This window comes from Blautia wexlerae DSM 19850 (genome assembly GCF_025148125.1).
GTDB classification, from domain to species: domain Bacteria; phylum Bacillota; class Clostridia; order Lachnospirales; family Lachnospiraceae; genus Blautia_A; species Blautia_A wexlerae.
Map to the genome: position 1 here is coordinate 1,986,100 of NZ_CP102267.1, position 26,180 is coordinate 2,012,279.

The following is a 26,180-nucleotide window of genomic DNA, read 5'->3' on the forward strand; positions in this document are numbered from 1 at the left end:
AAGCAAGACTATAATGAAAACCGAAAAAAGAATCTGATACGATTGGAAAGGGGAAGTTAATTATGAGTACAGTTTTGCCAAGAGAAGAAGCAGTAGAAACAATTTTTTCTAAAATTTTGGCTTCGCCGGAAGCATCCGGACGATTAAGCGGAGTTTTTTATGACCATATAGATGACGACCATCGTCTGACAGATAATGACAGAGATCATTTCCTGCAGGTATTGTTTCATGCGTACCAGAACGGTGATATCAGTGCACTGCTGTTGGAATTATGCGGCAGAAGTATGTTTGACCTGTTAAGGGAGGCTTATCTGATCCCGAAGAAATTCCACGGAAAAGCAGGAGAGAACCCGGTGCTCCTTACAGATGCAGCCGGAGGACTTCTTCCCGGGGAAAAGGTTTCAGCCAGAGAATATGCAAAATTCAAGGAAACATATGAACATCATGAATGTGCCCCCAGATCTGCACTGTATCTTGCAGATGGTTATGATCTTGTCCGTACCTATACAGAAGGTCTGAACATTACAGAAGAAAAAGATAACCGTAAACGTGGTGTCCTGGCTCTTTATGCACTTCCCGACACCTGTAAACTGGGTCTGACAGAAGCACAGGCATATGCCGTTGTATGGGATGCTTTCCAGAAGATTCAGGAAGAAGCCCCAAGAGCCATGGTATACTACGGACAGGAAACAGGTCTGAAGAAAGAGAATCCGGATAAACCCTATGATGAAATTGGAATTCTTCTTCCTATCCATGAATTTGAGAAAAAAATGCTGCAGCATTTAGACGAGATTGACGGAATCGTACTGGCATGCAGAGAGAAAATGATGGAGAAAGCAGGAAATGACAGTCTGCAGCTTTAACAAATCAAGCAAGTAGCAAAGCGGATGATTTTATCCGATTGACAATATAGAATGAGGAAGTGAGAAAAATGCCGCAGGAAGTGATTAAAAAGAACCATATGGATGTTGCCTGGCATGAGTATACAGATGAAAATGGGGGAAATGTACCAGTTGTAGATTCCAGCATCGCAGAGAAAGCATCCATTATCGGACGTGTGGGGATTATGTTTCTCTCATGCGGTACCGGAGCATGGAGAGTGAGAAGTTCCATGAATACACTGGCAGAAGCACTTGGCATTACGTGTACGGAGGATATTGGTCTGATGTCCATTGAATATACATGTTATGACGGAGAAAATGGTTTTACCCAGTCGTTGTGCCTGACTAATACAGGCGTAAATACTTTGAAGTTAAATCGTCTGGAACACTTTATCCGAAACTTTGAAAAAGAAGGAAAACATATGTCAGGAGAACAGCTGCATACATTTCTTGACAATATTGAAAAAACACATGGTCTATATTCCCCGCCTGCACTGGGACTTGCTGCAGCGATCGCATGCTGCGGATTTACATTCCTTCTTGGGGGCGGTCCGATTGAGATGTTCTGTGCATTTGTCGGGGCAGGAATTGGAAATTATCTCCGCTGCAAACTGACCAAACACCATTTTACATTGTTCTTATGTATTGTGTCTTCTGTATCTCTGGCATGTTTTGCATATGCAGGTCTGCTCAAACTTGGAGAAATATTATTTGGTATTTCTGTTCAGCACGAAGCGGGATATATCTGTGCAATGCTCTTTATCATACCGGGATTTCCGTTTATTACCAGTGGTATTGACCTTGCAAAACTGGATATGCGTTCAGGAATAGAACGTCTGACTTATGCTTTGATCGTTATTCTGGTAGCTACTATGTCAGCATGGATCATGGCACTGATCCTGCATTTGAAACCTGTAGATTTTATAAAACTTTCACTGTCAACAGAGCAGTGGATCTTATTCAGGCTTCTTGCAAGTTTCTGCGGAGTGTTTGGATTCTCTATCATGTTTAACAGCCCGGTTCGTCTGGCAGTCGCAGCAGCCGGGATAGGAGCAGTTGCCAATACTCTGAGACTGGAACTGGTAGACCTTGCAAATATTCCTCCTGCTGCAGCCGCATTTATTGGTGCACTTACTGCGGGACTTCTGGCGTCCCTGCTGAAGAATAAAGTCGGATATCCAAGGATATCTGTAACAGTTCCCTCAATCGTTATCATGGTTCCGGGATTATATTTATACAGAGGATTTTATAATCTTGGTATTATGTCATTATCAGTAGCTGCATCCTGGTTTGCGTCTGCGATCCTTATCATTGCAGCGTTGCCATTAGGACTAATCTTTGCACGTATTCTGACAGATAAAGCTTTCAGATACTGTACTTAACCGAATCAAAAATCAGGGAAATCCCCAACCACTGCTTAAATTGCAAGTATCTACTCCAATAGGAAAATGTGAAAATTATATCAAACTAACAAACAATTTTATGCTTCCAAACAAATATTTAAACGAAAAAATTGTTCAGGTTTCTGTACAAAAGCTCTTGTCAATTTTTTGACAATGTGTTATCATTAAGACGTCAATTTTGTTAGGAGAAAAGGAGTATTAAGATTATGAGCAGTAAAATTACTATCATTGGAGCCGGCAGCGTCGGATCTACCATCGCGTACACTTTATCAAGCCAGGATATCGCATCTGAAATTGTTCTGATCGATATCAACAAAAAGAAAGCAGAAGGTGAAGTTCTGGATATTATCCAGGGAACCTGCTTCAGAGATCCTATCTCTATCATTGCCGGAGACTACGAAGATGCTAGGGATTCTGACATCGTTATCATCACATCCGGTATTGCCCGTAAACCAGGACAGACAAGACTTGAACTTACACAGACAAATGTAAATATCCTCAAATCTATCACACCGGAGATCGTAAAGGCAGCTCCAAATGCCCTTTATCTGATCGTAAGCAATCCGGTTGATATCATGACTTATGTATTTACAAAGATTTCCGGACTTCCAGAAAACCAGATCCTTGGTTCCGGTACAATTCTTGACTCTGCACGTCTGCGCTGCGGATTATCCGAACATTTCCAGATTGCACAGAGTAATATCCATGCCTATGTATTCGGTGAGCATGGAGATACATCCTTTATTCCGTGGTCTGGTGCCTATATTTCAGGTGTAAGTGTGGATGAATATTACGACCTTGAGAAGAAACTCGGTAAGGATATTGAACCGATTGATAAAGAAGCAATGCTTCAGTATGTACAGAAATCTGGCGGTGAGATCATTTCCAAGAAAGGTGCAACTTTCTATGCAGTATCCTCTTCTGTATGCAAACTTTGCAGCCTTCTTGTATCTTCTTCAGAGTCTATCTCTACAGTATCTACTATGATGCATGGAGAGTACGGAATCGATGATGTATGCCTGAGTACATTAACTCTGGTAGGACCAAATGGTGTACAGGGCAAAGTTCCAATGAGAATGACAAAAGCTGAGATCGAACAGCTTAAGAAGAGTGCAGATGCACTGAAAGAAATTATTGCTCAGATTGACCTTAATTAATAATATATCAGACAAAACATTCAGAAGTACAGGTACAGCCTGTTCTTCTGAATCCATATTACTGTTTACTCCTTTTTAATTATTAGCCAAAATTCTGTACTGTAAGCGGAAACAGACGAATTTTGGCTTACATATATCAAAAGCAAAAAAATATATAAATAATATTTTTATTAATTTTTTGAAAGATACTATGATTGTGAGTAAATAGAAAAGCGGAAGATTTTATCTGCCTGAAAAAGATTAATTTAGATCAGAAGAATTGAGCAATGATGCGTGATAAAAAAATTATCAAAAACCTCTTGTTAAAATGTTGTCAATATGATATAATATTTTTCGGAAATCGAGCTGATACACTCCTTTAATTGCGGAGGAAGGGTGTGCGAACTCTTTTATTTTCTATGTCTCAACAAAGATATAAAAAGTAATTGTATTAGACTTGATTTATATTTTTGTCCATATATTGTTAAAAAAAAGACAAGGACTAGCGGCTGTTATTTACGGGCGCTATATATCGGGGCAAATTGCTTTTGGACCCTGATATCATTATTTGAGCAACATGAATTTATCTGAACAACTAAGAAAGGATAATGTTAAGTATGAAGTACAGTTATTATCCGGGTTGTACCCTGAGAAACAAGGCGAAAGATCTGGACGAATATGCCAGAGCCAGCGCCAGAGCACTTGGGTTTGAACTGGAAGAGATCGAAGACTGGCAGTGCTGCGGAGGTGTTTATCCTCTGGGAACTGACGAGATCGCTACGAAACTTTCTTCCGTACGTGCTCTTAATCAGGCCAAAGAAAAAGGCCAGGATCTGGTGACAATCTGTTCTGCCTGTCATCACGTGATCAAACGTGTCAATGACGACATGAAGAATGTGGAAGATATCCGCACCAGAGCAAATAATTACATGCAGCTTGACGAGCCTTATGCTGGCGAGACAACAGTACTCCATTATCTGGAAGTGCTTCGCGACAGAGTTGGCTTTGACAAGCTGAAAGAGAAAGTAGTAAACCCGCTTACAGGAAAGAAGATCGGAGCATATTACGGATGTCTCTTATTACGTCCGGGTAAGATCATGGCTTTCGATGATCCTGAGAATCCGACAATCATGGAAGATTTCATCCGTGCACTTGGGGCAGAACCGGTAATCTATCCATACAGAAATGAATGCTGCGGCGGTTACATTTCTCTGAAAGAAAAAGATATGTCTCAGAACATGTGTCAGAAAATCGAAGACAGTGCGAAAGGCTTTGGCGCAGATATGTTGATCACAGCCTGTCCATTGTGTAAATATAATTTAAATAAAAACGCTTCCAGCGAACTGCCTGTATATTATTTCACAGAGCTCCTTGCAGAAGCCCTCGGAGTAAAAGAGGAGGTGGCAAAATGAGAAACCAGCATTCAGCAGCAGAAAAGATCAAAGAGATCTCCGGAACCAATCCGCTGAAATGTATGAAATGTGGAAAATGTTCTGCTACCTGCCCATCTTTCAATGAAATGGATATCAAGCCACATCAGTTTGTATCCTATGTTGTAAATGAAGATATCGAAGCACTTGTCAATTCAAAGTCTCTCTGGAAATGCCTTTCCTGCTTCGCCTGTGTAGAGCGTTGTCCAAGAGATGTAAAACCGGGAAAGATCATCGATGCAGCAAGACAGTTAGTTGTCCGTGAAAAAGGCGGCGATTATCTGAAAGCAGATGAGATACCACAGCTTCTTGATCCGGAACTGCCACAGCAGCTTCTGGTAAGTGCATTCAGAAGATACAGGAGGTAAGCCAGCGTGCAGAGAATTGGTGTATTTGTCTGTCATTGCGGAAGTAATATCGCCGCTACGGTAGATGTAAAAAAAGTTGTTGAATTAGCTGCCAAAGAGCCGGGTGTCGTTCATGCAGAAGACTACCAGTACATGTGCTCAGAAGCAGGCCAGGCTAAAATTCAGGAAGCCATTAAAGAGAAAAACCTGACAGGCGTTGTTGTCTGTTCATGCTCTCCACGTATGCATGAGGCAACATTCAGAAAAGCAGCTGAAAGAGCTGGCCTGAATCCATACATGGTGGAGATTGCAAATATCCGTGAGCATTGTTCCTGGATCCACAAGGATATGGAAGAGGCTACAAAGAAGGCCGTGATCCTTGCCAGGGCAGCAATCGCAAAAGTAAACTTAAACACACCTCTTCAGCCAGGGGAGAGCCGTGTTACAAAGAGAGCCCTGATCATCGGCGGCGGTATTGCCGGAATTCAGACAGCCCTGGATATCGCAGATGCAGGATATGAAGTAGATATCGTAGAGAAGACTCCAAGTATCGGTGGAAGAATGTCACAGCTTGATAAAACATTCCCGACACTTGACTGTTCTGCATGTATCCTCACACCTAAGATGGTAGAGGCAGCAGCACATGAGAAGATCAATATCTATACATACAGTGAAGTAGAACATGTCAGCGGTTTCGTAGGTGATTTCACCGTTGATATCAGAAAGAAAGCAAGAAGTGTAAATATGGACAAATGTACAGGCTGCGGTGTCTGCCAGGAAAAATGTCCGTCCAAGAAGATTCCGAACGAATTTAACAGAGGATTAAATAACAGAACTGCTATTTACACTCCATTTGCACAGGCAATCCCGAATGTTCCGGTTATCGACCGTGAGAACTGTCTGAAATTTAAAACAGGAAAATGTGGTGTCTGCTCCAAAGTATGTCAGGCAGGAGCCATTGATTACGATCAGCAGGATGAGATCGTAACACAGAAATACGGTGCAATCGTAGTTGCTACAGGTTTTGATACCATCAAACTTGACAAATATGATGAATATGCGTACAGCCAGAGTAAAGATGTTATTACATCCCTGGAACTGGAACGTATTATGAATGCAGCAGGTCCTACAAAAGGACACTTAGAGCGTCTTTCCGACGGAAAGGCTCCGAAAGAGCTGGTATTTATCCAGTGTGTGGGAAGCAGATGTTCTGATGACAGAGGAAAGCCATACTGTTCCAAGATCTGCTGTATGTACACAGCAAAACATGCAATGCTGATCCGTGATAAATATCCGGATACAAATGTAACAGTCTTCTATATTGATGTGCGTACACCTGGTAAGAACTTCGATGAGTTCTACAGAAGAGCCGTAGAACAGTACGGCGTAAACTACATCAAAGGCCAGGTAGGAAAAGTTATTCCACAGCCGGACGGAAGCCTTCTTGTACAGGGATCTGACCTGATCGACAACAAACAAATCCTTAAGAAAGCAGATATGGTCGTTCTTGCAACAGCCATTGAACCGAACCCGGATGTTCGTAAGATCGCTACTATGCTTACAGCAAGTATTGATACAAACAACTTCCTCACAGAAGCCCATGCAAAACTCCGTCCTGTAGAATCTCCTACAGCAGGTATCTTCCTTTCCGGTGTATGCCAGGGACCGAAAGATATTCCGGAGACAGTTGCACAGGCTGGCGCAGCAGCAGTTAAGGCAATCGGCCTTCTTGCCAAAGATAAACTGACAACCAACCCATGTACAGCAAAATCCGATGAACTGTTATGTAACGGATGTTCTACATGTGCAAATGTCTGCCCATATGGAGCAATTTCCTATGAGGATAAACAGGTAAATGACCACGGTATCCGTGAAACAAGAAGAGTAGCCGTTGTAAATACAGCACTTTGCCAGGGATGCGGCGCTTGTACAGTAGCCTGCCCGTCTGGTGCTATGGATCTGCAGGGCTTTTCCAACAGACAGATTATCGCGGAGGTAGATGCAATATGTCGATAGAAACAAACGAAGAATTCAGACCTAAGATTGTAGCATTCTGCTGTAACTGGTGTAGTTACGCAGGTGCAGACCTTGCAGGAAGCAGCCGTCTTTCTTACCCGGCTGACGTAAAGATCATCCGTGTTCCATGTTCCTGCCGTGTCAATCCAATGTTCATCCTCCGTGCTTTTGAGAAAGGTGCTGACGGTGTGATCATGTGTGGATGTCATCCTGGAGACTGTCATTACAGCACAGGTAACTACTATGCAAGAAGACGTATGACGCTTCTTTTCTCCATGCTCGACTACATCGGTGTGGAAAACGGAAGAACACGAGTAGAATGGGTTTCCGCTGCTGAAGGTGTGAAATTCTCCCAGACTATGAATGAGTTTGTAGAGAAGATCCATTCACTCGGTAAGAACGTAAGATTGGAGGATTTAAGATGCAGGAGCTGATAAATCGTGCAAAAGAACTGCTTGCTGACGGTACAGTTGCAAGAGTTCTGGGATGGAAAGCCGGAGATCTGCCTTACAATCCGGAACCGGCTTACTTTGAAACAGAAGAATCTCTGAAAGATTTTGTATATAACGGATTCTGCGGTGCAAACTTAAGCAAATATATGATCGAAGCTTCCAAACTGGAAGGCAAGACACTGGTTTGTTTAAAACCATGTGATACATACAGCTTTAATCAGCTGATCAAAGAGCATCGTGTAGACCGTGAGAAAGCTTATATCATTGGTGTTGGATGTAAAGGAAAACTGGATATCGAGAGAATCCGCAAACAGGGAATCAAAGGTATCGAAAGCATTTCCGGTGCAGAGATCACAGATGAGGCAGAAACACTGACTATTCAGACAATCTATGGTGAGAAGACCTGTGCATACAAAGATGCAATGCTTGAAAGATGTCACGTATGTAAAGGAAAAGAACATAAGATTTATGATGAACTTATCGGTGAGTCCAAAGACACAAAAGATGCAGATCGTTTTGCAGAAGTAGAGAAGATCGAAGCAATGAGCCCGGAAGAAAAATTTGCATTCTTCCAGAGCCAGTTAAGCAAATGTATCCGCTGCAATGCCTGCCGTAATGTCTGTCCTGCATGCAGCTGCCGTAAATGTGTATTCGACAGCAATAAGTTTGACAGTGCGCAGAAAGCAAACGTGGACTCTTTCGAAGAGAAGATGTTCCATATCATCCGTGCATTCCATGTGGCAGGAAGATGTACAGACTGCGGCGAATGCAGCAGAGTATGTCCTCAGGGAATTCCGCTTCACCTGTTCAATCGTAAATTTATCAAAGATATTGATACATTCTATGGTGAATATCAGGCAGGAGAGGATTCAACATCCAAGGGACCTCTTACAAACTTTACATTTGAAGATGTTGAGCCGAGTATCGTGGCAGAAAGGGGATAATGTATGTATAAGATAGCAGCAGAGAATCTGCAGGCATTATTCCAGAAGATTGCCGCAGATCAGGATTTATATTTACCGGTCAAAGTCAGTGATCAGGTAAACTTCAAAGCATGGAGCGAAGATGCAGAAGTTTGTCTTGATACTTTAAAAACTGTAAAATCACCAAAAGATGCTTTTTTTCCACAGAGTGAAAACCTCTACACCTGTAAGAAAGAGGAGAAGAATATCTCCATTGAGCCACAGGCATTACAGGAAAAGAACTTTGTTGTGTTCGGAATGAAAGCCTGCGATATCCAGGGTGTAAAAGTACTGGATAACGTATTCTTAAGTGATCCGATCGATACTTTCTATGCAGCCAGAAGAGATCATGGTACGATTGTAGCACTTGCATGCCATGAGCCGGAAGAAAGCTGTTTCTGTAAAGTATTCGGTATTGACTGCGCAGACCCTGTTGCAGATGTTGCAACATGGATGATCGAGGGAGAGCTTTACTGGAAACCTCTTACAGAGAAAGGGGAAGCCCTTACAAAAGCAGTTGCAGAACTTCTCAACGATGCTGACGAAGCAAAAGTAGAAGAAGAGAAAGCTGCGATCCGCGCAATCGTAGAGAAGCTTCCGTACTCTAATCTTTCTCTGGAAGGATGGGGACAGGAAGATTACATGGATCGTTTCAATTCTCCTGTATGGGAAGAACTTTATAAACCATGTCTGGCATGTGGTACCTGTACATTTGTATGCCCTACCTGCCAGTGCTATGATATCAAAGATTATGACACAGGACACGGCGTACAGCGTTACCGTTGCTGGGATTCCTGTATGTACTCTGACTTTACCATGATGGCACACGGAAATAACCGTAACAGCCAGATGCAGCGTTTCCGTCAGAGATTCATGCATAAACTTGTTTACTATCCGGTAAACAACAATGGAATGTTCTCATGTGTAGGATGCGGCCGCTGCGTTGAGAAATGCCCATCATCCTTAAATATCGTAAAAGTCATCAAAGCTTTTGAAAATCAGGGAGGTGAAAAATAATGAGCGAATGTACCTGCCATAAAAACTACACATTAGACACACTGATCCCGAAGGTTGGTGTGATCACAGATATCCGTCAGGAGACACCGGATGTTAAAACATTCCGTGTAAACGCTCCTGAAGGAGGAAAACTTTTTGAACATATGCCTGGCCAGTGTGCAATGGTCTGCGCACCAGGTGTAAGTGAAGGTATGTTTTCCATTACTTCTTCACCTACAAATAAAGAATATCAGGAATTCAGTATCAAGAAGTGCGGTGCACTGACCGATTATCTCCACAGCCTTCAGGTTGGAGATGAGATCACAGTCCGTGGACCATACGGAAATCATTTCCCTGTAGAAGATAAATTAAAAGGTAAAAACCTTCTGTTTATCGCAGGTGGTATCGGACTTGCACCTCTTCGTTCTGTTATCAACTATGTACTGGATAACCGTGCAGATTACGGAACAGTAGATATCCTCTATGGTTCCCGTTCCGCAGATGACCTGGTACAGTTAAAAGAAATCCAGGAAGTCTGGATGAAAGCAGAGGGAGTTAATGTTTATCTGACAATCGACCGTGAACAGGAAGGCTGGGACGGACACGTTGGATTCGTTCCTTCTTATCTGAAAGAGATTGGATTCGATACAAACAAAACAGCACTTGTCTGCGGACCGCCGATCATGATCAAGTTCGTTCTTGCAGGACTGGAAGAACTGGGCTTCTCCAGAGAACAGGTTTACACAACTCTGGAGCTTCGTATGAAATGCGGTATCGGTAAATGCGGCCGTTGCAATATCGGTTCCAAATACGTCTGCAAAGACGGTCCGGTATTCAGATGCGACGAGATTGATGAATTACCTGCAGAATATTGATAAGCAATGAGCAGTGCAGAAAGTGATGTGAAGGAATGCGTCATGCTTGCATATAAGCATTCTTTCACAGAACATTCTGTAGGGCGAACGCCCTCAAGCGAGAAGTAGCGTAGCGGATTCGAGCTTGTATGTGCTGCTGACGACAGATGATATATATAGAAAGGACTGGTAATCTCAAATGGAAAAGAATATGGTAAACGTATATTTTTTCGGTAAGAAATACAGCGTACCTGCAGAACTTACAATTATGACTGCCATGGAATATGCCGGTTATACATTAAAGAGAGGATGCGGCTGCAGACACGGATTCTGCGGAGCCTGCGCAACAATCTACAGAATCAAAGGTGAAAACGAGCTGAAAACATGTCTTGCCTGTCAGACACAGGTACAGGAAGGAATGTATGTAGCAAGCATCCCGTTCTTCCCTACAGATAAGAGACTCTACAACATCGAAGACCTGAAACCGAATCAGCAGGTAATGATGGAACTCTATCCGGAAATCTACAGCTGTATCGGATGTAATGCCTGTACAAAAGCATGTACTCAGGACTTAAATGTAATGCAGTACATCGCATATGCACAGAGAGGCGAACTTGAAAAATGTGCAGAGGAATCCTTCGACTGCGTAAGCTGCGGATGCTGTTCTGTAAGATGTCCGGCCGGTATTTCCCATCCGATGGTAGGTCTTCTGGCAAGACGTCTCACAGGTAAATATATCGCGCCTAAGAGCGAACATCTGGAGAAACGTGTAGAAGAAATCCACGAAGGTAAATATGATGATCTGATCGAGCAGATCATGCAGAAACCAATCACAGACATGCAGGAACTTTACAACAACAGAGAAATTGAGAAATAGGGAGGGCGTAAAACATGTATGCACCATATCCAGAAAATATGATGGAATCCATCAAAAAGGTAGAGGCTACAAGAGCACAGCGTATGGCAACAGAGCCAAGACGTCTGACAGCTGAAGAGAAAGACGCTCTTCTTGAGAAATTCCATCCGGATTATAATCCAGACGCGTTTGCAGAAATCAAAGTAGGACCGAACAAAGGACAGAAAGCTCCTCTGGAACTGGCAGAAATGCTTCATTCAACAAGCCGTCTGATCAACGAAAAAATTGACCTTACAAAAATTGATTATGATGTAGATGTACTTGTAATCGGCGGCGGCGGTGCAGGTTCTTCCTGTGCAATCGAAGCACATAATGCAGGTGCTGACGTTATGATCGTTACAAAGCTTCGTATCGGTGATGCCAATACAATGATGGCTGAAGGTGGTATCCAGGCAGCTGACAAAGAGAACGATTCTCCTGTACAGCATTATCTGGATTGCTTCGGCGGCGGACATTTTGCTGCAAAACCGGAACTGGTAAAGAGACTGGTAATGGAAGCTCCGGATGCCATCAAATGGCTCAATGACCTTGGTGTTGAATTTGATAAAGCAGAAGACGGAACCATGGTTACCACACACGGCGGCGGTACTTCAAGAAAGAGAATGCATGCTGCAAAGGATTATTCTGGATCTGAGATCATGCGTACCATCAGAGATGAAGTTCTGAATCTTAAGATTCCGGTAGTTGAATTTACTTCAGCTGTTGAACTTCTGAAAGATGAAAAAGGACAGGTTGCAGGTGCAGTTCTTCTTAACATGGAAACAGGAGATTATTCTGTTGCAAGAGCCAAAACTGTTGTAATCGCAACAGGTGGTGCAGGAAGAATGCATTATCAGGGATTCCCGACATCTAACCATTATGGCGCAACTGCAGACGGACTTGTACTTGGATATAGAGCTGGTGCTTCCCTTCTTTATCAGGATTCTATCCAGTACCATCCAACAGGAGCAATCTATCCATCACAGATCATGGGTGCTCTGGTAACAGAAAAAGTTCGTTCCGTTGGTGCACAGCTTGTAAATGCAAACGGAGAAGCTTATATTCATCCGCTTGAAACCCGTGACGTAAATGCTTCCGGTGTTATCCGTGAATGCGAAGAAGGCCGTGGCGTAGAAGTTCCAGGCGGACTGAAAGGTGTATGGCTTGACACTCCGATGATCGAGATCCTCGGTGGCGAAGGAACCATCGAAAAGAGAATCCCGGCTATGTTCCGTATGTACATGAACTACGGCATTGATATGAGAAAAGTTCCTATCGTTATTTATCCGACACTTCACTACCAGAACGGTGGTCTTGAGATTAACGGAGACGGATTCACAAAAGAAATTCCAAACCTGTTAGTTGCAGGAGAAGCCGCAGGTGGAATCCACGGAAGAAACAGACTGATGGGTAACTCTCTTCTGGATGTTATCGTATTCGGAAGAAATGCAGGTAAAAAAGCAGCTGCAAAATGCAAGAATGTAGAGCTTGGTGAAATGAACCTGGATCATATCTACAAATATGCAGATGAACTGGACAAAGCAGATTTACATACTGACAAAGTATCTCCGTTACTGCTTCCAAAATATGCCCGTCACGAGCAGCGCTGATAAAAGGTCAGACAATCAGAATATAAAAGTTACTGTAACCAGTATACGATAAAAATGTTCCGGTATCGGTGCCGGGAAATTGCCGTTACCGGAAACCTTTGATATAATGAAAAAGGGAATATGTCATTTCTTAATGGCATATCCAGAAATAGAGAAGGGAGCTTACCAGAATGCGTGAAGTAGAAGTAAGCAGACTTACAGATGTCATCGAAAAACTCTGTATCGAAGCAAATGAACATCTTCCGGAAGACGTAAAATGCGCCATCAAAACATGCCGCGCATGCGAAGACGGAGAGATTGCCAAGGGTGTCCTTGACAACATTATTGAGAATTTTGATATTGCAGATAATGAGAATGTGCCGATCTGCCAGGATACAGGAATGGCATGTGTATTCCTTGAAATCGGACAGGATGTACATTTTGTCGGGGGAAATCTGAACGATGCCATCAATGAAGGTGTACGTCGTGGATATGATAAGGGATATTTAAGAAAATCTGTAGTAAAGGATCCGGTTCGCCGTGGAAACACAGGCGACAATACACCGGCTATGATCTACACAGAAATCGTTCCCGGAGATCAGGTAAAGATCACAGTAGGCCCCAAAGGCTTCGGAAGTGAGAACATGAGCCAGATCCGTATGTTCAAACCATCTGCAGGATTACAGGGAATCAAGGATTTTATCCTTGAAGTAGTAGAGACCGCAGGTCCCAACCCATGTCCGCCAATGGTAGTCGGAGTTGGTATCGGAGGAACCTTTGACAAATGTGCACTTCTTGCAAAGAAAGCACTGATGAGACCTCTGGATACTCAGAACCCGGATCCGTTCTATGCTGATCTTGAGAAAGAAATGCTGGAAAAAGTAAACAAGCTTGGAATCGGACCTCAGGGATTTGGCGGAAAGACAACAGCCATCGGCCTGAATATCGAAACAATGCCGACTCATATTGCAGGTATGCCATGTGCAGTTAATATCAACTGCCATGTAACCCGCCATAAATCGGAGGTGATCTGAGATGGAAAGAAAGAAAATTACGCTTCCACTTACTAGAGAGCTGGCAAGAACTCTCCATGCAGGTGATCAGGTATTATTAACAGGTACTATTTATACATCACGTGATGCAGGACACAAGAGAATGTGTGAGGCCCTTGCAAAAGGTGAGAAAATTCCATTTGATCCTACAGATGCAACCATCTACTATGTAGGACCAACTCCTGCAAAACCAGGCGCAGTCATCGGCTCCGCAGGCCCTACAACCAGCGGACGTATGGATGCCTATGCACCCACAATGATGTCTGTGGGAGCAAGAGGAATGATCGGTAAAGGTGCCCGCCTTCCGGAAGTAGTAGACGCCATGAAGAAATATGATGGTGTATACTTCGGAGCTATCGGCGGTGCAGGTGCGCTTCTTGCAAAATGCATCAAAAAGGCCGAACTGATCGCCTATGAAGATCTGGGAGCAGAAGCACTTCGTAAATTGTATGTAGAGGATATGCCTCTTGTAGTCATCATTGACTCAGAAGGCAATAATCTGTACGAGATGGGAAAAGCAGAATATCTCAAAGAACACGGAGATAAGTAATTCTGCAGATACATAAAAAAATAACTTCCATATGCTGTAGACATACAGTATATGGAAGTTGCTTTATATAGCCAAAATTATATATATATTGTATCCAATATATAAAAATCATATATACAATAATATGAATTATATCTTTTACATTTGACCTATAAACGTATAACATGATAATCAGGGTCAAAAAGGGACCCGCCAAACATGAGAAAGCAGCGATTTACGCAGTAAAGCAGCGGATTTCGAATGTTTGAAAATAAACGGTAAAAGAATAAAGGCAGTTATCCGTACAGGAGATAACTGCAAATAAACTTGAACGGGGAAAATCATGAAAGATCATAATCAACACGAAATACAAATGTCGGAAGCCTTTTTAAACAGTGCATTCCTGGCACTGTCAGGAGGTTTTCAGGATGCTTACACCTATAATGCAAGAAACGAAGTATTCTGTAATGCACAGACAGGAAACGTCGTTCTTATGAGCCAGCACTTTATGGCAGGAGAACTGACAGCAGGACTGGGATACTTCTTTCCTATTATTTTCTTTGCACTGGGCGTATGGGTTGCGGAGAAAATACAGGCAAATTATAAATATGCGCAGAAGCTCCACTGGAGACAGGGTGTTCTGCTGGCAGAAATCCTGATCTTATTTACAGTAGGTTTCCTGCCAACCGAATACAATATGCTGGCAAATGCCATGGCATCTTTCGCCTGTGCAATGCAGGTACAGTCCTTCCGCAAGGTAAACGGATATTCCTATGCAAGTACTATGTGTATCGGTAATTTGCGCAGTGGTACAGCTGCGTTGTCAGTTTATTTTCGTGAAAAAAAATCAAAACAGCTAAAACAGGCGATGTATTATTTTGGAATCATCCTTATGTTTGCCTTGGGTGCCGGCATTGGTGGAAATCTGTCCATACGCTATGGAATCAGAATGATCTGGGTTTCCTGTGGATTCCTTATGATCAGCTTTCTGTTGATGTTTATAGAAAAATATAAGCATTTCCATGAGGAACATGAAATTAAATAATGCAGCCATTTCCAGAAAGGTCATTGAGAAGAAGATAATATTCTTTTCAATGATCTTTTTTTGTTTTGATATTGCTATTAAATTAACAACCCTGTTAAAGAAATTGCTTTTCATTTATATACATTTATGAATACTATACATCTATAACAAATTGTTATAAATTAATTTCAGAAAATTTCAAAAATGATATTGTGCAAAACAACTATATAATGTATAATATCAACAACACATATGTTGAAAATAACTAAAGCTGCGTGGGAATCGATATATCGGTACTATATTAAAACCGATATATCAAAATTACTATTTAAGGAGGGAACCGAATGTTAGACCAGTCTTATTACAGAAAAGCGGATGAGATCATCGAGCACTATGGACGTACAGCAGCATCGCTGATTCCGATCATGCAGGATATTCAGGCGGAATATCGTTACCTGCCGGGAGAATTGCTGACTTATGTAGCGAAAGAAATCGGAGTAAAAGAAGCCAAGGCCTACAGTGTAGCCACATTCTATGAGAATTTTTCTTTTGAGCCGAAAGGGAAATATGTCATTAAAGTGTGTGACGGAACAGCCTGTCATGTGAGAAAATCCATGCCTGTAAAAGAGGCTTTGATGAAGGAACTTGGACTGAGCAACAAGAAACACACTACAGATGACATGCTTTTTACCGTAGAAACAGTATCCTGTCTGGGTGCATGTGGACTTGCCCCCACACTGACTGTCAATGATGAAGTACATCCGAAGATGACTCCTGAGAAAGCTGTAGAACTTTTGAATAAACTGAGAGGAGAGTGCGTATGAGTATTAAGAGTAAAGAAGACCTGTTAAATAAGCAGGCTGAAGTAAATGAGCAGATTAAATCTTATACCTGCCGCGTTCTTGTCTGTTCAGGTACCGGATGTATCGCATCCGGAGCGCAGAAGATTTATGAAGAGATGTCAGTACTCTGTGAGAGAATTGATGGAGTAACAGTTGAAATGCAGAAGGATGTGCCTCATGTAGGCGTGATCAAGACAGGGTGCCAGGGCTTATGTGAACTTGGACCTCTGATGAGAATTGAACCATATGATTATCAGTATGTTCACGTACAGCCGGAAGACTGTAAGGAAATTGTGGAGAGAACTATATTGGAAGGGAAACCTGTAGAGAGACTGTTTTATCGTGATAATAATACAGTCTGTCCACATCCTGATGATATTCCTTTCTTAAATCAACAAACACGTATCGTTCTTGAAAACTGCGGAAAAATCGATGCGGAATCTATCGAAGAGTATATTGCTGTGGGAGGCTATCAGGCACTTGCAAAAGTGATGGGAAGCATGTCCCCGCAGGAAGTTATTGATGAAGTAACTAAATCCGGGCTTCGCGGTCGTGGCGGTGCAGGATTCCCGGCAGGCAAGAAATGGTCTCAGGTTGCACGCCAGGCAGAGAAAACCCGCTATGTTGTATGTAATGGTGATGAGGGTGATCCCGGTGCATTTATGGATGGTTCCGTCATGGAAGGTGATCCATATAAGATGATCGAAGGTATGACTATTGCAGCCTACGCAGTCGGTGCGGAGAATGGATATATTTATGTTCGTGCAGAGTATCCTCTTTCTGTAAAGAGACTTAGGATGGCGATTGAACAGGCAGAAAAATATGGCCTGTTAGGTGATAATATTTTAAATTCCGGTGTAAACTTCCATTTACATATCAACAGAGGTGCCGGAGCTTTCGTATGTGGAGAAGGTTCGGCACTTACCGCATCTATCGAGGGTAACAGAGGTATGCCTCGTGTAAAACCGCCCCGTACAGTAGAGAAAGGTCTGTGGGGTAAGCCTACAGTTCTTAATAATGTAGAAACCTATGCTAATGTACCGAAGATTATTCTTCAGGGAGCAGACTGGTTCCGCACCATCGGTACAGAGGGAAGCCCCGGAACAAAAACCTTCTCACTGACCGGTTCTATCGAGAATACCGGTCTGATCGAGGTTCCTATGGGAACCACACTCCGCCACATTATCTATGATATCGGCGGTGGATTGAAGAGTGGCGCCGCATTTAAGGGCGTCCAGATCGGCGGTCCGTCCGGCGGATGTCTGATCCTGGATCAGTTGGATGCACCTCTTGACTTTGATTCTGTCAAAAAATTAGATGCGATCATGGGATCCGGTGGTCTGGTAGTTATGGACGAGAATACCTGTATGGTTGAGGTTGCCAGATTCTTTATGAACTTCACCCAGCGTGAGAGCTGTGGCAAATGTGTTCCATGCCGTGAGGGTACCAAACGTATGCTGGAGATCCTGGAGAGGATCGTAGATGGCAAGGGTGAGATGTCCGATCTGGATGAGCTGGAAGAGCTTGCAAATATGGTTCAGAACATGGCTCTGTGCGGACTTGGCAAGAGTGCACCTCTTCCTGTTATTAGTACTCTCAAACGCTTCCGCGATGAATATGAGGAACATATCCGCGATAAGAAATGCCGTGCAAAAGTATGTACTGCTCTTCGTCAGTTCCACATCAACCCTGAGTTCTGTATCGGCTGCGGTAAATGTGCAAAGAACTGTCCGGCAGGTGCAATCTCAGGTAAGATTAAACATCCATATCACATTGATAACGACATCTGTATCAAATGCGGTGCATGTAAGGACAACTGTAACTTTGATGCAGTATATGTGGAAGCATAGAAGGGAGGATACACTATGGGCCATATGATAATTGACGGTAGAAAGGTAGAATTTACCGATGAAAAAAATGTCCTGTCTGTCATCCGCAAGGCAGGGATCAATATTCCGACACTGTGCTACCACTCAGAGGTATCCACTTTTGGTGCCTGTCGTTTATGTACAGTTGAAGACGAGAGGGGAAAAACATTTGCCTCATGTTCTGAACAGCCAAGAGATGGAATGGTGATCTATACCAATTCCGGAAGAGTCAAGAAATACAGAAAACTAATTGTAGAATTATTGCTTGCAGCACATTGTCGTGACTGTACAACCTGTATCAAGAGTGGTGAGTGTGTCCTTCAGGAACTGGCACACAGGTTGGGCGTACAGACAATCCGTTTCAAAAATACCAGGGAATATCATGAGTTGGATACAAGTTCTCCTTCTCTGGTTCGTGATCCAAACAAATGTATTCTGTGTGGTGACTGCGTACGTGCCTGCGAAGAACTTCAGGGAATCGGAGCTTTAGGCTTTGCATTCCGGGGAACTGAGGCCATGGTAATGCCTGCATTTAACAAAAAAATCGCAGAGACAGAATGTGTAAACTGCGGTCAGTGTCGTGTATATTGCCCAACAGGTGCTATTGCGATCAAGACACATATGAACGAGGCATGGGAAGCACTTGCTGATCCGAATATACGTGTAGTTGCTCAGATTGCTCCCGCAGTACGTGTCGCAGTAGGTGATCATTATGGACTGACCAAAGGCAAGAGTGTTATGGGTAAGATTGTCAATGCTCTCCACAGAATGGGATTCGATGAAGTTTATGATACTTCATTCAGTGCTGACCTTACTATTATGGAAGAGAGTGCCGAGTTCCTTGACAGAATTAAGAAGGGTGAGAAACTTCCGCTTCTTACTTCCTGCTGTCCTGCATGGGTGAAGTTTATCACAGACCAGTACAAGGATTATATTCCGAATCTTTCTACCTGCCGTTCTCCACAGGGAATGCTCTCCGCAGTAATCAAAGAGTACTTCCGCGATCCGAAGCATGCCGGCGGCAAGAAAACAGTTATGATCTCTATTATGCCATGTACAGCCAAGAAGGCAGAAGCAGTTCGTCCGAACAGCTTCACAGACGGTGAACAGGATACAGATATCGTTATTACAACTACAGAGCTGCTCCGCATGATCGATAACTTTGGTCTTGACTTTGCAACTCTTGAACCGGAAGCCTGTGATATGCCGTTTGGCTTCGGCTCCGGTGGTGGTGTTATCTTCGGTGTTACAGGAGGTGTTACAGAAGCAGTTCTCCGCCGTCTGACTCCGGATCACAGCAAAGAAACCATGCATGAGATCGCAGAATGCGGTGTTCGTGGAGATGAGGGAATCAAGGAATTTACAGTTCCTTATGAAGGAATGAACCTTAATATCTGTGTTGCCAGCGGCCTTGCAAATGCAAGAACCGTTATGGAACAGGTTAAGAATGGTGAGAAAGAATATCATCTGATCGAGATCATGGCATGCCGCCGCGGATGTATCATGGGTGGCGGACAGCCGACAAGATCCGGCGACAGAACCAAAGCTCTGAGAGCTAAGGGCCTGTATAATGCAGATAATACAACTATCATTAAGAAATCCGATGAAAACCCGTTAGTTCTGGAACTTTACAACGGACTTCTGAAAGGCAAAGAGCATCATCTGCTTCACAATGATTCCTATTAAGAAACATCTGTGATACCTGACAGTAACAATATGTCCAAATGATAAATAGAATATTTTAAAGCTTCCTTGCATATTTTATAACAATACATGAAGGTTATGTGTAAATATGCAAGGGGGCTATTTTTATGGAAAATTTTCAGGTGTATCGTGATATCCAGGCCCGTACAGGGGGAGATATATACATAGGGGTCGTAGGACCTGTCCGCACAGGAAAATCTACATTTATCCGCAGATTCATGGAACTTGTTGCATTGCCGCAGATGTCAGATACAAAGCAGGCAGAGATCAGAGATCAGCTTCCTTTAAGCGGATCAGGCAAAATCATCACCACAGCAGAAACAAAATTTATTCCCAAAGAAGCAGTTCCCATCACTCTCGGAGAAGATCAGCAGGTAAAGATCCGCCTGATAGACAGTGTGGGTTTTCTGGTAAAGGGTGCATCCGGGCAGACGGAGGACGGTAAAGAACGAATGGTAAAAACTCCCTGGTTTGAGCAGGCAATCCCATTTCGCGAGGCCGCACGCATCGGAACACAGAAAGTAATTCAGGAGCATTCCACAATAGGTATTGTGGTCACAACTGACGGAAGTTTCGGTGAACTTCCCAGAGACAATTTTCCGGAGGCAGAAGAGAAGACTATTCAGGAACTGAAAAAACAGCAGAAACCATTTATTGTGCTGGTAAATTCGCAGATGCCATATAAAGATGCGGCTCTGAAAACAGCGGAAGAAATCCAACAGAAATATAAGGTAACTGCTCTGACAGTAAACTGTGACCAATTGAGAAAAGAAGATATTGCCAGGATTCTGGAGAAGGTTTTATATGAATTTCCTGTCAGTCAGATTCAGTTTTTTATTCCGCGCTGGGTAGAAATGCTTCCCCTGGAGCATGAGTTAAAACAGCAGATCCTTTCACAGATCAGGGATAAAATGAAAAGTATGCAGCATATACGTGATATCACAAAGGAATCTGTAAAATTATCCGGACCTTATGTACAGGATTCCCTTCTGGAAGATGTAGGCTTATCCGATGGAACAGTAAAGGTAAGAATACGCATAAAGGAAGAATATTATTACAGGATGCTCAGTCAGATGAGTGGAATCGAAATGGAGAGTGAATATGAACTGATCCATACAATGCAGGAACTGGTACATATGAAAGAGGAATATGTAAAAGTGCAGACTGCACTGGAAGCAGTGCGTGGAACCGGTTATGGTGTGGTTGTCCCGAATCTGGATGAGATTGAGATCGCACAGCCTGAAGTGATCCGACAGGGGAATAAATATGGAGTAAAGATAAAATCAAAGAGTCCGTCTATCCATATGATAAAGGCAAATATAGAAACTGAAATTGCTCCCATAGTAGGAACAGAACAGCAGGCAAAAGATCTGATCCAGTATATTGACGAAGGCAGCCAGAGGGGGGAGAGTATCTGGGAGACTAATATTTTCGGCAAATCCATTGAGCAGCTGGTGCAGGATGGCATCCGAAGCAAGATTGCAGCTATCAGCGAAGAAAGCCAGGTAAAGCTTCAGGATACCATGCAGAAAATTGTCAATGACAGTAAGGGCGGGCTGGTGTGTATCATCATATAGCTGCCGTATAATATGATGCCTTTAAATTTTGCTTTTAGCCGAACTGTGAAACAGTTATTCAGTTACAGGCAACGGAGAGCTCAGGTTACTGCATCAATTACCGGTTCGTCAGTTTTTTTACTGTCAGTACTTTTTTCCCCTTCAATAACGACTTTATTAGGGAGGCATACGATGGTGCCTCCTTTTTCGTCGATTGCCTTCTGTTTCATACACAGATGATCGGGGCATTGTGCAGAGATCATACGTGCCTGACCGTTTTTGATCTCACAGACATTTGTATCGTTGATTTTAATCGTCTGATCCTTTTCCAGAGAATAAGTTCCATATTCTTTTCCGTCTACAGTAATACGGATGGAACCATGACTGCCCTTATTTATAAGAGACATTCCTCCCCACATCGCCAGTGCAAGAATAAGAATACCACCTATAAAAATAAATTCTTTTTTCTTCAAAATATTGTACTCCATCTTTCTATAATAGCAGTAACGTTTCGTTTTGTCTGCATCATAACATGAATAAAAAAGAATAGCAACCTTCAGATGTTTGTGGTATGGTTATAATAATGAAAGAGAACGGAGGAAATCTTTTATGGGAAAATATATTATGGCACTGGATGCCGGGACGACCAGCAACCGCTGTATCCTGTTTAATGAAAAGGGAGAACGTTTAAGTGTTGCACAGAGAGAATTTACCCAGTATTTCCCGAAACCGGGCTGGGTAGAACATGATGCAGATGAGATATGGGCCAGTATGCTGGGTGTGGCAGTAGAGGCAATGACCAAGATTGGAGCAGATGCTTCAAAGATCGCTGCGATCGGAATCACAAACCAGAGAGAAACTGCAATCGTATGGGATAAAAATACCGGCGTACCTGTCTATCATGCGATCGTATGGCAGTGCCGCAGAACATCGGAATACTGCGACTCGCTGAAAGCCAGAGGACTGACTGAGAAATTCAGGGAGAAAACAGGGCTTGTGATCGATGCTTATTTCTCTGCAACAAAAATAAAGTGGATTCTGGACAATGTAGAAGGAGCCAGAGAGAAAGCGCAGAAAGGGCAGCTTTTGTTTGGAACTGTGGAAACCTGGCTGATCTGGAAACTGACAAAGGGCAGAGTCCATGTTACAGATTATTCCAATGCATCCAGAACCATGCTTTTTAATATCAATACTTTACAGTGGGATCAGGAAATTTTGAATGAACTTGACATTCCAAAGTCCATGCTTCCCAAACCAATGCCATCCAGCTGTATTTATGGAAAAGCAGATCCGGCAGTCCTTGGCGGTGCTATCCCTATTGCAGGTGCAGCAGGTGATCAGCAGGCTGCTTTGTTTGGCCAGACCTGCTTTAATGCCGGAGAAGCAAAAAATACTTATGGCACAGGATGTTTTCTTCTGATGAATACAGGAGAGAAACCTGTCTTTTCAAAGAACGGACTGGTTACTACGATTGCGTGGGGATTGGACGGAAAGGTAACCTATGCACTGGAAGGATCAATTTTTGTTGCAGGTGCAGCTATCCAGTGGCTGCGAGATGAATTAAAGGTAATTGATTCCTCTGAAGATTCCGAGTATATGGCAAATAAAGTATCAGATACACATGGATGTTATGTTGTGCCGGCCTTTACAGGACTGGGAGCTCCCCACTGGGATCAGTATGCGAGAGGTACGATCGTAGGAATTACCCGCGGTGTGAACAAATATCATATTATCCGCGCAACGCTGGAATCTATTGCCTATCAGGTAAATGACGTACTAAATGCCATGAAAGCAGATTCAGGCATTAATCTGGCGGCATTAAAAGTTGATGGTGGAGCCAGTGCCAACAATTTCCTGATGCAGACACAGGCAGATATTATCAATGCACCGGTCAACCGTCCATGCTGTGTTGAGACAACTGCAATGGGGGCTGCTTATCTGGCAGGTCTGGCAGTAGGCTACTGGAGCAGTAAAGAAGAAGTGCGCCACAATTGGTCCATTGACCAGAAATTCTACCCGTCTATCACTGAAGAAACAAGAGAGCAAAAGATCAAAGGATGGAATAAGGCTGTGAAATATTCTTACGGATGGGCGAAGGACGAATAAAGCCGTTTCGGGATATGAAGTGAGAATTAACAGTTGCTTACATTTTATCAGCAAAGCTAAATAAAATTCAGTGTATTGACAATCTTACAGAGATAGTGGTACGGTAATACAGTAATTTCGGCAAAGGCCGATGATTTTGGAGTTTTACAAATTACATAACGAATATTGAGGTGCGAAAAAATGCAGGAAATGAAACCAATCAAAGAAGGTAAAGTACGTGAGATTTATGACAACGGTGACAGCCTGATCATGGTTGCGACAGACCGCATCAGCTGCTTTGATGTTATCCTGAACAATCAGGTAACCAAGAAGGGAACTGTACTGACTCAGATGTCCAAGTTCTGGTTTGACATGACAGAAGACATTCTGCCGAACCACATGATTTCTGTAGATGTAAAAGATATGCCTGAATTTTTCCAGCAGGAGAAATTTGATGGAAACAGCATGATGTGCCGTAAGCTTGAAATGCTGCCTATCGAGTGTATTGTGCGTGGATATATTACAGGAAGCGGCTGGGAAAGCTACAAGAAGACAGGTAAAGTCTGCGGCATTGAATTACCGGAAGGACTGAAGGAATCTGACAAGCTTCCTGAGCCGATCTATACTCCGTCCACAAAGGCTGAGATTGGCGATCATGACGAAAATATCTCCTATGAGCAGAGTATCGCTCACCTTGAGAAATATTTCCCGGGAAGAGGAGAGGAATTAGCTGCAAAACTTCGTGATAATACAATTGCACTTTATAAGAAATGTGCAGAATACGCATTAAGCAAGGGAATCATTATCGCAGATACCAAATTTGAATTTGGCCTGGATAAAGACGGAAACATGGTGATCGGTGATGAGATGCTCACACCGGACAGCTCCCGTTTCTGGCCTGCTGAAGGATATGAACCGGGACATGGTCAGCCATCCTTTGACAAACAGTTTGCACGTGACTGGCTGAAAGCAAATCCGGACAATGACTGGACACTTCCGCAGGATATTGTAGATAAGACAATCGGAAAATATCTTCAGGGTTATGAAATGCTTACAGGTAAGAAATTATAATAATTCAGAGATATAGCAGATACTGCTGTTCAAAACATTGATAAAAGTTCGGACAGCAGTATTTTTTGCTAAAATGCCACAAAAGTGTGGAAATCAGATAAATTTTTTGTTACACTAAAGTGAAGAAGGGAATGGAAGAGACAGGATCGTAATCATGGTATATGGTTATATTTTTTGTTTCTGGATTCACGAGAATATGTAAGGAGAAAAAGGGTTATGAAAACACTGAAAAAATTACTTTATATCATAATGGCAGTTGCTGTTTTGGCAGTGCCGGTATTTGGTGTACAGGCTGCGGAAAATGATATTCCTGTTACAGAGCAGTCCGGGGTATCCCCGACGTCATCTCCGGTTCCCATAAGAGAACTGGTTACAAAGGGAAACAAGATTTACTATTATTATAAGGGAAAAATGGTTAAGAACAAATGGAAGAGATATAATGGCTATAAGTATTATTTTGGCGCAAATGGAAATGCTGTGCGAGGAGGACAGCGTATCAACAATGTAGTTTATGTTTTTGATGAGAAAGGACGTTTATTTGAGAATAAACAGAATAAAATTGTAAAATCCGGATCCAATATTTATCATATAAGGACAGAACACGGCCGTGCCAGCATTGGATATTTTATCTATAAGAATAATCTGTATTATGCGGATCCAAAAGGAAGGCTGTATCAGAAGAAATCCAGACAGAACGGCCAGCTTTATTTTACCAATTCCGGTGCTGCAAGAAAAGATTATAATGCTCTGCTGAAAATGCGTGTGATGCAGATTGTATCGTCAATCACAAATTCAGGTATGAGTCAGAGCCAGAAGCTTTATGCATGTTGGAAATATGTTGTTTACGGAGGATTTTACTATGGTGGTCCGGATCCTAACATTTACCAGAGTGGCTGGGCGCGCAGTGAGGCATTGAGGATGTTTCGTACAGGATATGGCAACTGTTATGGATTTTCCTGTATTTTTGCTGCTCTTGCAAGAGAAATAGGATATACACCGTATATGATCTGTGGCCGGGTACCGGGAAGCAGAGATGGAGCGGCAGATGGATTTACCCGTCATTGCTGGGTAAAGATCAATGGTCTTTATTATGATCCGGAAGCACAGTATGCCGGCTGGATGAAAGGGGTTTATGGTTATGATTCCTATCCGATCAGTCACCAGATTCAGAGAGTTGTTAACTTTTGTAAATTCTGATGTGCAGATAAGTTGATTAATTATATGAGAGGTGTTTCTATGGAAAGCAGAATTGCAGTGATCAGTATTATAGTAGAGAATTCAGATTCTGTAGAATGTCTGAACAGGATTCTTCATGAATATGGCATTTATATCATCGGCAGAATGGGGATTCCTTACAGGCAGAGAGGGATAAGCATTATCAGTGTGGCAATAGATGCACCTCTGGATATAATCAATGCACTGACTGGAAAAATTGGCCGGCTGGCAGGGGTTTCAGCAAAAACAGTCTATTCGAAAGCTTAGAGGAAA

24 protein-coding genes are annotated in these 26,180 nt (G+C 42.8%); 23 read left to right on the top strand and 1 reads right to left on the bottom strand.

Features of this window, described 5'->3' with window-relative positions; all coding sequences use genetic code 11:
- Positions 1 to 62 precede the first annotated feature (62 nt).
- The 19 genes from NQ550_RS09240 (at position 63) to spoIVA (ending at position 21,557) form a co-directional block, all read left to right on the top strand.
- On the top strand, positions 63 to 863 hold the full coding sequence (locus NQ550_RS09240) for a DUF4866 domain-containing protein (protein WP_022380679.1): 801 nt from the start codon (positions 63 to 65) through the stop codon (positions 861 to 863).
- Between the two features lie 68 nt (positions 864 to 931).
- Positions 932 to 2,263 carry a threonine/serine exporter family protein gene (locus NQ550_RS09245; RefSeq protein ID WP_020993881.1) on the top strand — a complete coding sequence of 444 codons (1,332 nt, stop codon included), beginning with the start codon at positions 932 to 934 and terminating at the stop codon, positions 2,261 to 2,263.
- 227 nt (positions 2,264 to 2,490) lie between these two features.
- Entirely contained in the window at positions 2,491 to 3,441 is a 951-nt protein-coding gene (locus NQ550_RS09250) for an L-lactate dehydrogenase (RefSeq protein WP_008703016.1), read from the top strand.
- Positions 3,442 to 4,037: 596 nt separating this feature from the next.
- Positions 4,038 to 4,832, top strand: a complete 795-nt coding sequence (locus tag NQ550_RS09255; protein ID WP_022380680.1) for a CoB--CoM heterodisulfide reductase iron-sulfur subunit B family protein — start codon at positions 4,038 to 4,040, stop codon at positions 4,830 to 4,832.
- Positions 4,829 to 5,218 (top strand): 4Fe-4S dicluster domain-containing protein, encoded by a 390-nt coding sequence (locus tag NQ550_RS09260; protein WP_008703021.1) that lies wholly within the window; start codon positions 4,829 to 4,831, stop codon positions 5,216 to 5,218. The genes NQ550_RS09255 and NQ550_RS09260 overlap by 4 nt, the downstream gene beginning before the upstream one ends.
- Positions 5,219 to 5,224: 6 nt before the next feature.
- The gene (locus tag NQ550_RS09265) at positions 5,225 to 7,213 is read left to right on the top strand and encodes a CoB--CoM heterodisulfide reductase iron-sulfur subunit A family protein (RefSeq protein WP_022380681.1); all 1,989 of its coding nucleotides are present in this window, start codon (positions 5,225 to 5,227) and stop codon (positions 7,211 to 7,213) included.
- Positions 7,204 to 7,647, top strand: a complete 444-nt coding sequence (locus NQ550_RS09270; RefSeq protein WP_008703025.1) for a hydrogenase iron-sulfur subunit — start codon at positions 7,204 to 7,206, stop codon at positions 7,645 to 7,647. The genes NQ550_RS09265 and NQ550_RS09270 overlap by 10 nt, the downstream gene beginning before the upstream one ends.
- Positions 7,635 to 8,609, top strand: a complete 975-nt coding sequence (locus NQ550_RS09275; RefSeq protein WP_022380682.1) for a 4Fe-4S dicluster domain-containing protein — start codon at positions 7,635 to 7,637, stop codon at positions 8,607 to 8,609. Before NQ550_RS09270 ends, NQ550_RS09275 begins: the two co-directional genes overlap by 13 nt.
- Positions 8,610 to 8,612: 3 nt before the next feature.
- A complete protein-coding gene (locus tag NQ550_RS09280) occupies positions 8,613 to 9,644 on the top strand; it encodes a 4Fe-4S dicluster domain-containing protein (protein WP_008703028.1) in 1,032 nt (343 codons plus the stop codon).
- Positions 9,644 to 10,498 carry an FAD/NAD(P)-binding protein gene (locus NQ550_RS09285; RefSeq protein ID WP_022380684.1) on the top strand — a complete coding sequence of 285 codons (855 nt, stop codon included), beginning with the start codon at positions 9,644 to 9,646 and terminating at the stop codon, positions 10,496 to 10,498. Before NQ550_RS09280 ends, NQ550_RS09285 begins: the two co-directional genes overlap by 1 nt.
- A 178-nt stretch (positions 10,499 to 10,676) precedes the next feature.
- Positions 10,677 to 11,354 carry a 2Fe-2S iron-sulfur cluster-binding protein gene (locus NQ550_RS09290; protein ID WP_008703029.1) on the top strand — a complete coding sequence of 226 codons (678 nt, stop codon included), beginning with the start codon at positions 10,677 to 10,679 and terminating at the stop codon, positions 11,352 to 11,354.
- A gap of 14 nt (positions 11,355 to 11,368) precedes the next feature.
- Positions 11,369 to 12,982 (top strand): FAD-dependent oxidoreductase, encoded by a 1,614-nt coding sequence (locus NQ550_RS09295; RefSeq protein ID WP_025576996.1) that lies wholly within the window; start codon positions 11,369 to 11,371, stop codon positions 12,980 to 12,982.
- A gap of 170 nt (positions 12,983 to 13,152) precedes the next feature.
- A complete protein-coding gene (locus tag NQ550_RS09300; RefSeq protein WP_025576997.1) occupies positions 13,153 to 13,995 on the top strand; it encodes a fumarate hydratase in 843 nt (280 codons plus the stop codon).
- Position 13,996: 1 nt separating this feature from the next.
- Positions 13,997 to 14,563 (top strand): Fe-S-containing hydro-lyase, encoded by a 567-nt coding sequence (locus NQ550_RS09305; protein WP_022380686.1) that lies wholly within the window; start codon positions 13,997 to 13,999, stop codon positions 14,561 to 14,563.
- A 322-nt stretch (positions 14,564 to 14,885) separates the two neighbouring features.
- Positions 14,886 to 15,587, top strand: coding sequence for a YoaK family protein (locus tag NQ550_RS09310; RefSeq protein WP_025576998.1), 702 nt, complete (start codon positions 14,886 to 14,888; stop codon positions 15,585 to 15,587).
- Between the two features lie 323 nt (positions 15,588 to 15,910).
- A complete protein-coding gene (locus NQ550_RS09315; protein WP_008703034.1) occupies positions 15,911 to 16,390 on the top strand; it encodes a complex I 24 kDa subunit family protein in 480 nt (159 codons plus the stop codon).
- Positions 16,387 to 18,258, top strand: coding sequence for an NADH-quinone oxidoreductase subunit NuoF (locus tag NQ550_RS09320; RefSeq protein ID WP_022380689.1), 1,872 nt, complete (start codon positions 16,387 to 16,389; stop codon positions 18,256 to 18,258). Before NQ550_RS09315 ends, NQ550_RS09320 begins: the two co-directional genes overlap by 4 nt.
- Before the next feature lie 15 nt (positions 18,259 to 18,273).
- Positions 18,274 to 19,962 (top strand): [FeFe] hydrogenase, group A, encoded by a 1,689-nt coding sequence (locus NQ550_RS09325; protein ID WP_025576999.1) that lies wholly within the window; start codon positions 18,274 to 18,276, stop codon positions 19,960 to 19,962.
- A gap of 125 nt (positions 19,963 to 20,087) precedes the next feature.
- Complete coding sequence (gene spoIVA / locus NQ550_RS09330) at positions 20,088 to 21,557, top strand: stage IV sporulation protein A (protein WP_025577000.1); 1,470 nt, start codon at positions 20,088 to 20,090, stop codon at positions 21,555 to 21,557.
- A gap of 80 nt (positions 21,558 to 21,637) precedes the next feature.
- Here spoIVA and NQ550_RS09335 read toward each other — a convergent pair whose 3' ends face one another.
- Positions 21,638 to 22,024, bottom strand: a complete 387-nt coding sequence (locus tag NQ550_RS09335; RefSeq protein ID WP_044996074.1) for a NusG domain II-containing protein — start codon at positions 22,022 to 22,024, stop codon at positions 21,638 to 21,640.
- Between the two features lie 121 nt (positions 22,025 to 22,145).
- Between NQ550_RS09335 and glpK the strand changes: the two genes are divergently transcribed.
- From glpK to NQ550_RS09355, 4 genes are all read left to right on the top strand, one after another.
- Positions 22,146 to 23,642 carry a glycerol kinase GlpK gene (glpK, locus tag NQ550_RS09340; RefSeq protein ID WP_025577002.1) on the top strand — a complete coding sequence of 499 codons (1,497 nt, stop codon included), beginning with the start codon at positions 22,146 to 22,148 and terminating at the stop codon, positions 23,640 to 23,642.
- A 180-nt stretch (positions 23,643 to 23,822) separates the two neighbouring features.
- A complete protein-coding gene (locus tag NQ550_RS09345; RefSeq protein ID WP_020993888.1) occupies positions 23,823 to 24,692 on the top strand; it encodes a phosphoribosylaminoimidazolesuccinocarboxamide synthase in 870 nt (289 codons plus the stop codon).
- A 216-nt stretch (positions 24,693 to 24,908) separates the two neighbouring features.
- Positions 24,909 to 25,889: a transglutaminase domain-containing protein gene (locus NQ550_RS09350; protein ID WP_025577003.1), complete on the top strand. Its 981-nt coding sequence runs from the start codon at positions 24,909 to 24,911 to the stop codon at positions 25,887 to 25,889.
- Positions 25,890 to 25,928: 39 nt separating this feature from the next.
- Positions 25,929 to 26,174: a TM1266 family iron-only hydrogenase system putative regulator gene (locus tag NQ550_RS09355; protein ID WP_020993889.1), complete on the top strand. Its 246-nt coding sequence runs from the start codon at positions 25,929 to 25,931 to the stop codon at positions 26,172 to 26,174.
- Positions 26,175 to 26,180: the final 6 nt, after the last annotated feature.

Coding starts and splice junctions, on each gene's coding strand:
- NQ550_RS09345 (WP_020993888.1), top strand. CDS start 23,823: ATGCAGGAAATGAAACCAATCAAAGAAGGTAAAGTACGTGAGATTTAT.
- NQ550_RS09270 (WP_008703025.1), top strand. CDS start 7,204: ATGTCGATAGAAACAAACGAAGAATTCAGACCTAAGATTGTAGCATTC.
- NQ550_RS09245 (WP_020993881.1), top strand. CDS start 932: ATGCCGCAGGAAGTGATTAAAAAGAACCATATGGATGTTGCCTGGCAT.
- NQ550_RS09315 (WP_008703034.1), top strand. CDS start 15,911: ATGTTAGACCAGTCTTATTACAGAAAAGCGGATGAGATCATCGAGCAC.
- NQ550_RS09280 (WP_008703028.1), top strand. CDS start 8,613: ATGTATAAGATAGCAGCAGAGAATCTGCAGGCATTATTCCAGAAGATT.
- NQ550_RS09320 (WP_022380689.1), top strand. CDS start 16,387: ATGAGTATTAAGAGTAAAGAAGACCTGTTAAATAAGCAGGCTGAAGTA.
- glpK (WP_025577002.1), top strand. CDS start 22,146: ATGGGAAAATATATTATGGCACTGGATGCCGGGACGACCAGCAACCGC.
- NQ550_RS09275 (WP_022380682.1), top strand. CDS start 7,635: ATGCAGGAGCTGATAAATCGTGCAAAAGAACTGCTTGCTGACGGTACA.
- NQ550_RS09250 (WP_008703016.1), top strand. CDS start 2,491: ATGAGCAGTAAAATTACTATCATTGGAGCCGGCAGCGTCGGATCTACC.
- NQ550_RS09285 (WP_022380684.1), top strand. CDS start 9,644: ATGAGCGAATGTACCTGCCATAAAAACTACACATTAGACACACTGATC.
- NQ550_RS09310 (WP_025576998.1), top strand. CDS start 14,886: ATGAAAGATCATAATCAACACGAAATACAAATGTCGGAAGCCTTTTTA.
- NQ550_RS09290 (WP_008703029.1), top strand. CDS start 10,677: ATGGAAAAGAATATGGTAAACGTATATTTTTTCGGTAAGAAATACAGC.
- spoIVA (WP_025577000.1), top strand. CDS start 20,088: ATGGAAAATTTTCAGGTGTATCGTGATATCCAGGCCCGTACAGGGGGA.
- NQ550_RS09240 (WP_022380679.1), top strand. CDS start 63: ATGAGTACAGTTTTGCCAAGAGAAGAAGCAGTAGAAACAATTTTTTCT.
- NQ550_RS09255 (WP_022380680.1), top strand. CDS start 4,038: ATGAAGTACAGTTATTATCCGGGTTGTACCCTGAGAAACAAGGCGAAA.
- NQ550_RS09335 (WP_044996074.1), bottom strand. CDS start 22,024: ATGGAGTACAATATTTTGAAGAAAAAAGAATTTATTTTTATAGGTGGT.
- NQ550_RS09325 (WP_025576999.1), top strand. CDS start 18,274: ATGGGCCATATGATAATTGACGGTAGAAAGGTAGAATTTACCGATGAA.
- NQ550_RS09300 (WP_025576997.1), top strand. CDS start 13,153: ATGCGTGAAGTAGAAGTAAGCAGACTTACAGATGTCATCGAAAAACTC.
- NQ550_RS09355 (WP_020993889.1), top strand. CDS start 25,929: ATGGAAAGCAGAATTGCAGTGATCAGTATTATAGTAGAGAATTCAGAT.
- NQ550_RS09260 (WP_008703021.1), top strand. CDS start 4,829: ATGAGAAACCAGCATTCAGCAGCAGAAAAGATCAAAGAGATCTCCGGA.
- NQ550_RS09295 (WP_025576996.1), top strand. CDS start 11,369: ATGTATGCACCATATCCAGAAAATATGATGGAATCCATCAAAAAGGTA.
- NQ550_RS09350 (WP_025577003.1), top strand. CDS start 24,909: ATGAAAACACTGAAAAAATTACTTTATATCATAATGGCAGTTGCTGTT.
- NQ550_RS09305 (WP_022380686.1), top strand. CDS start 13,997: ATGGAAAGAAAGAAAATTACGCTTCCACTTACTAGAGAGCTGGCAAGA.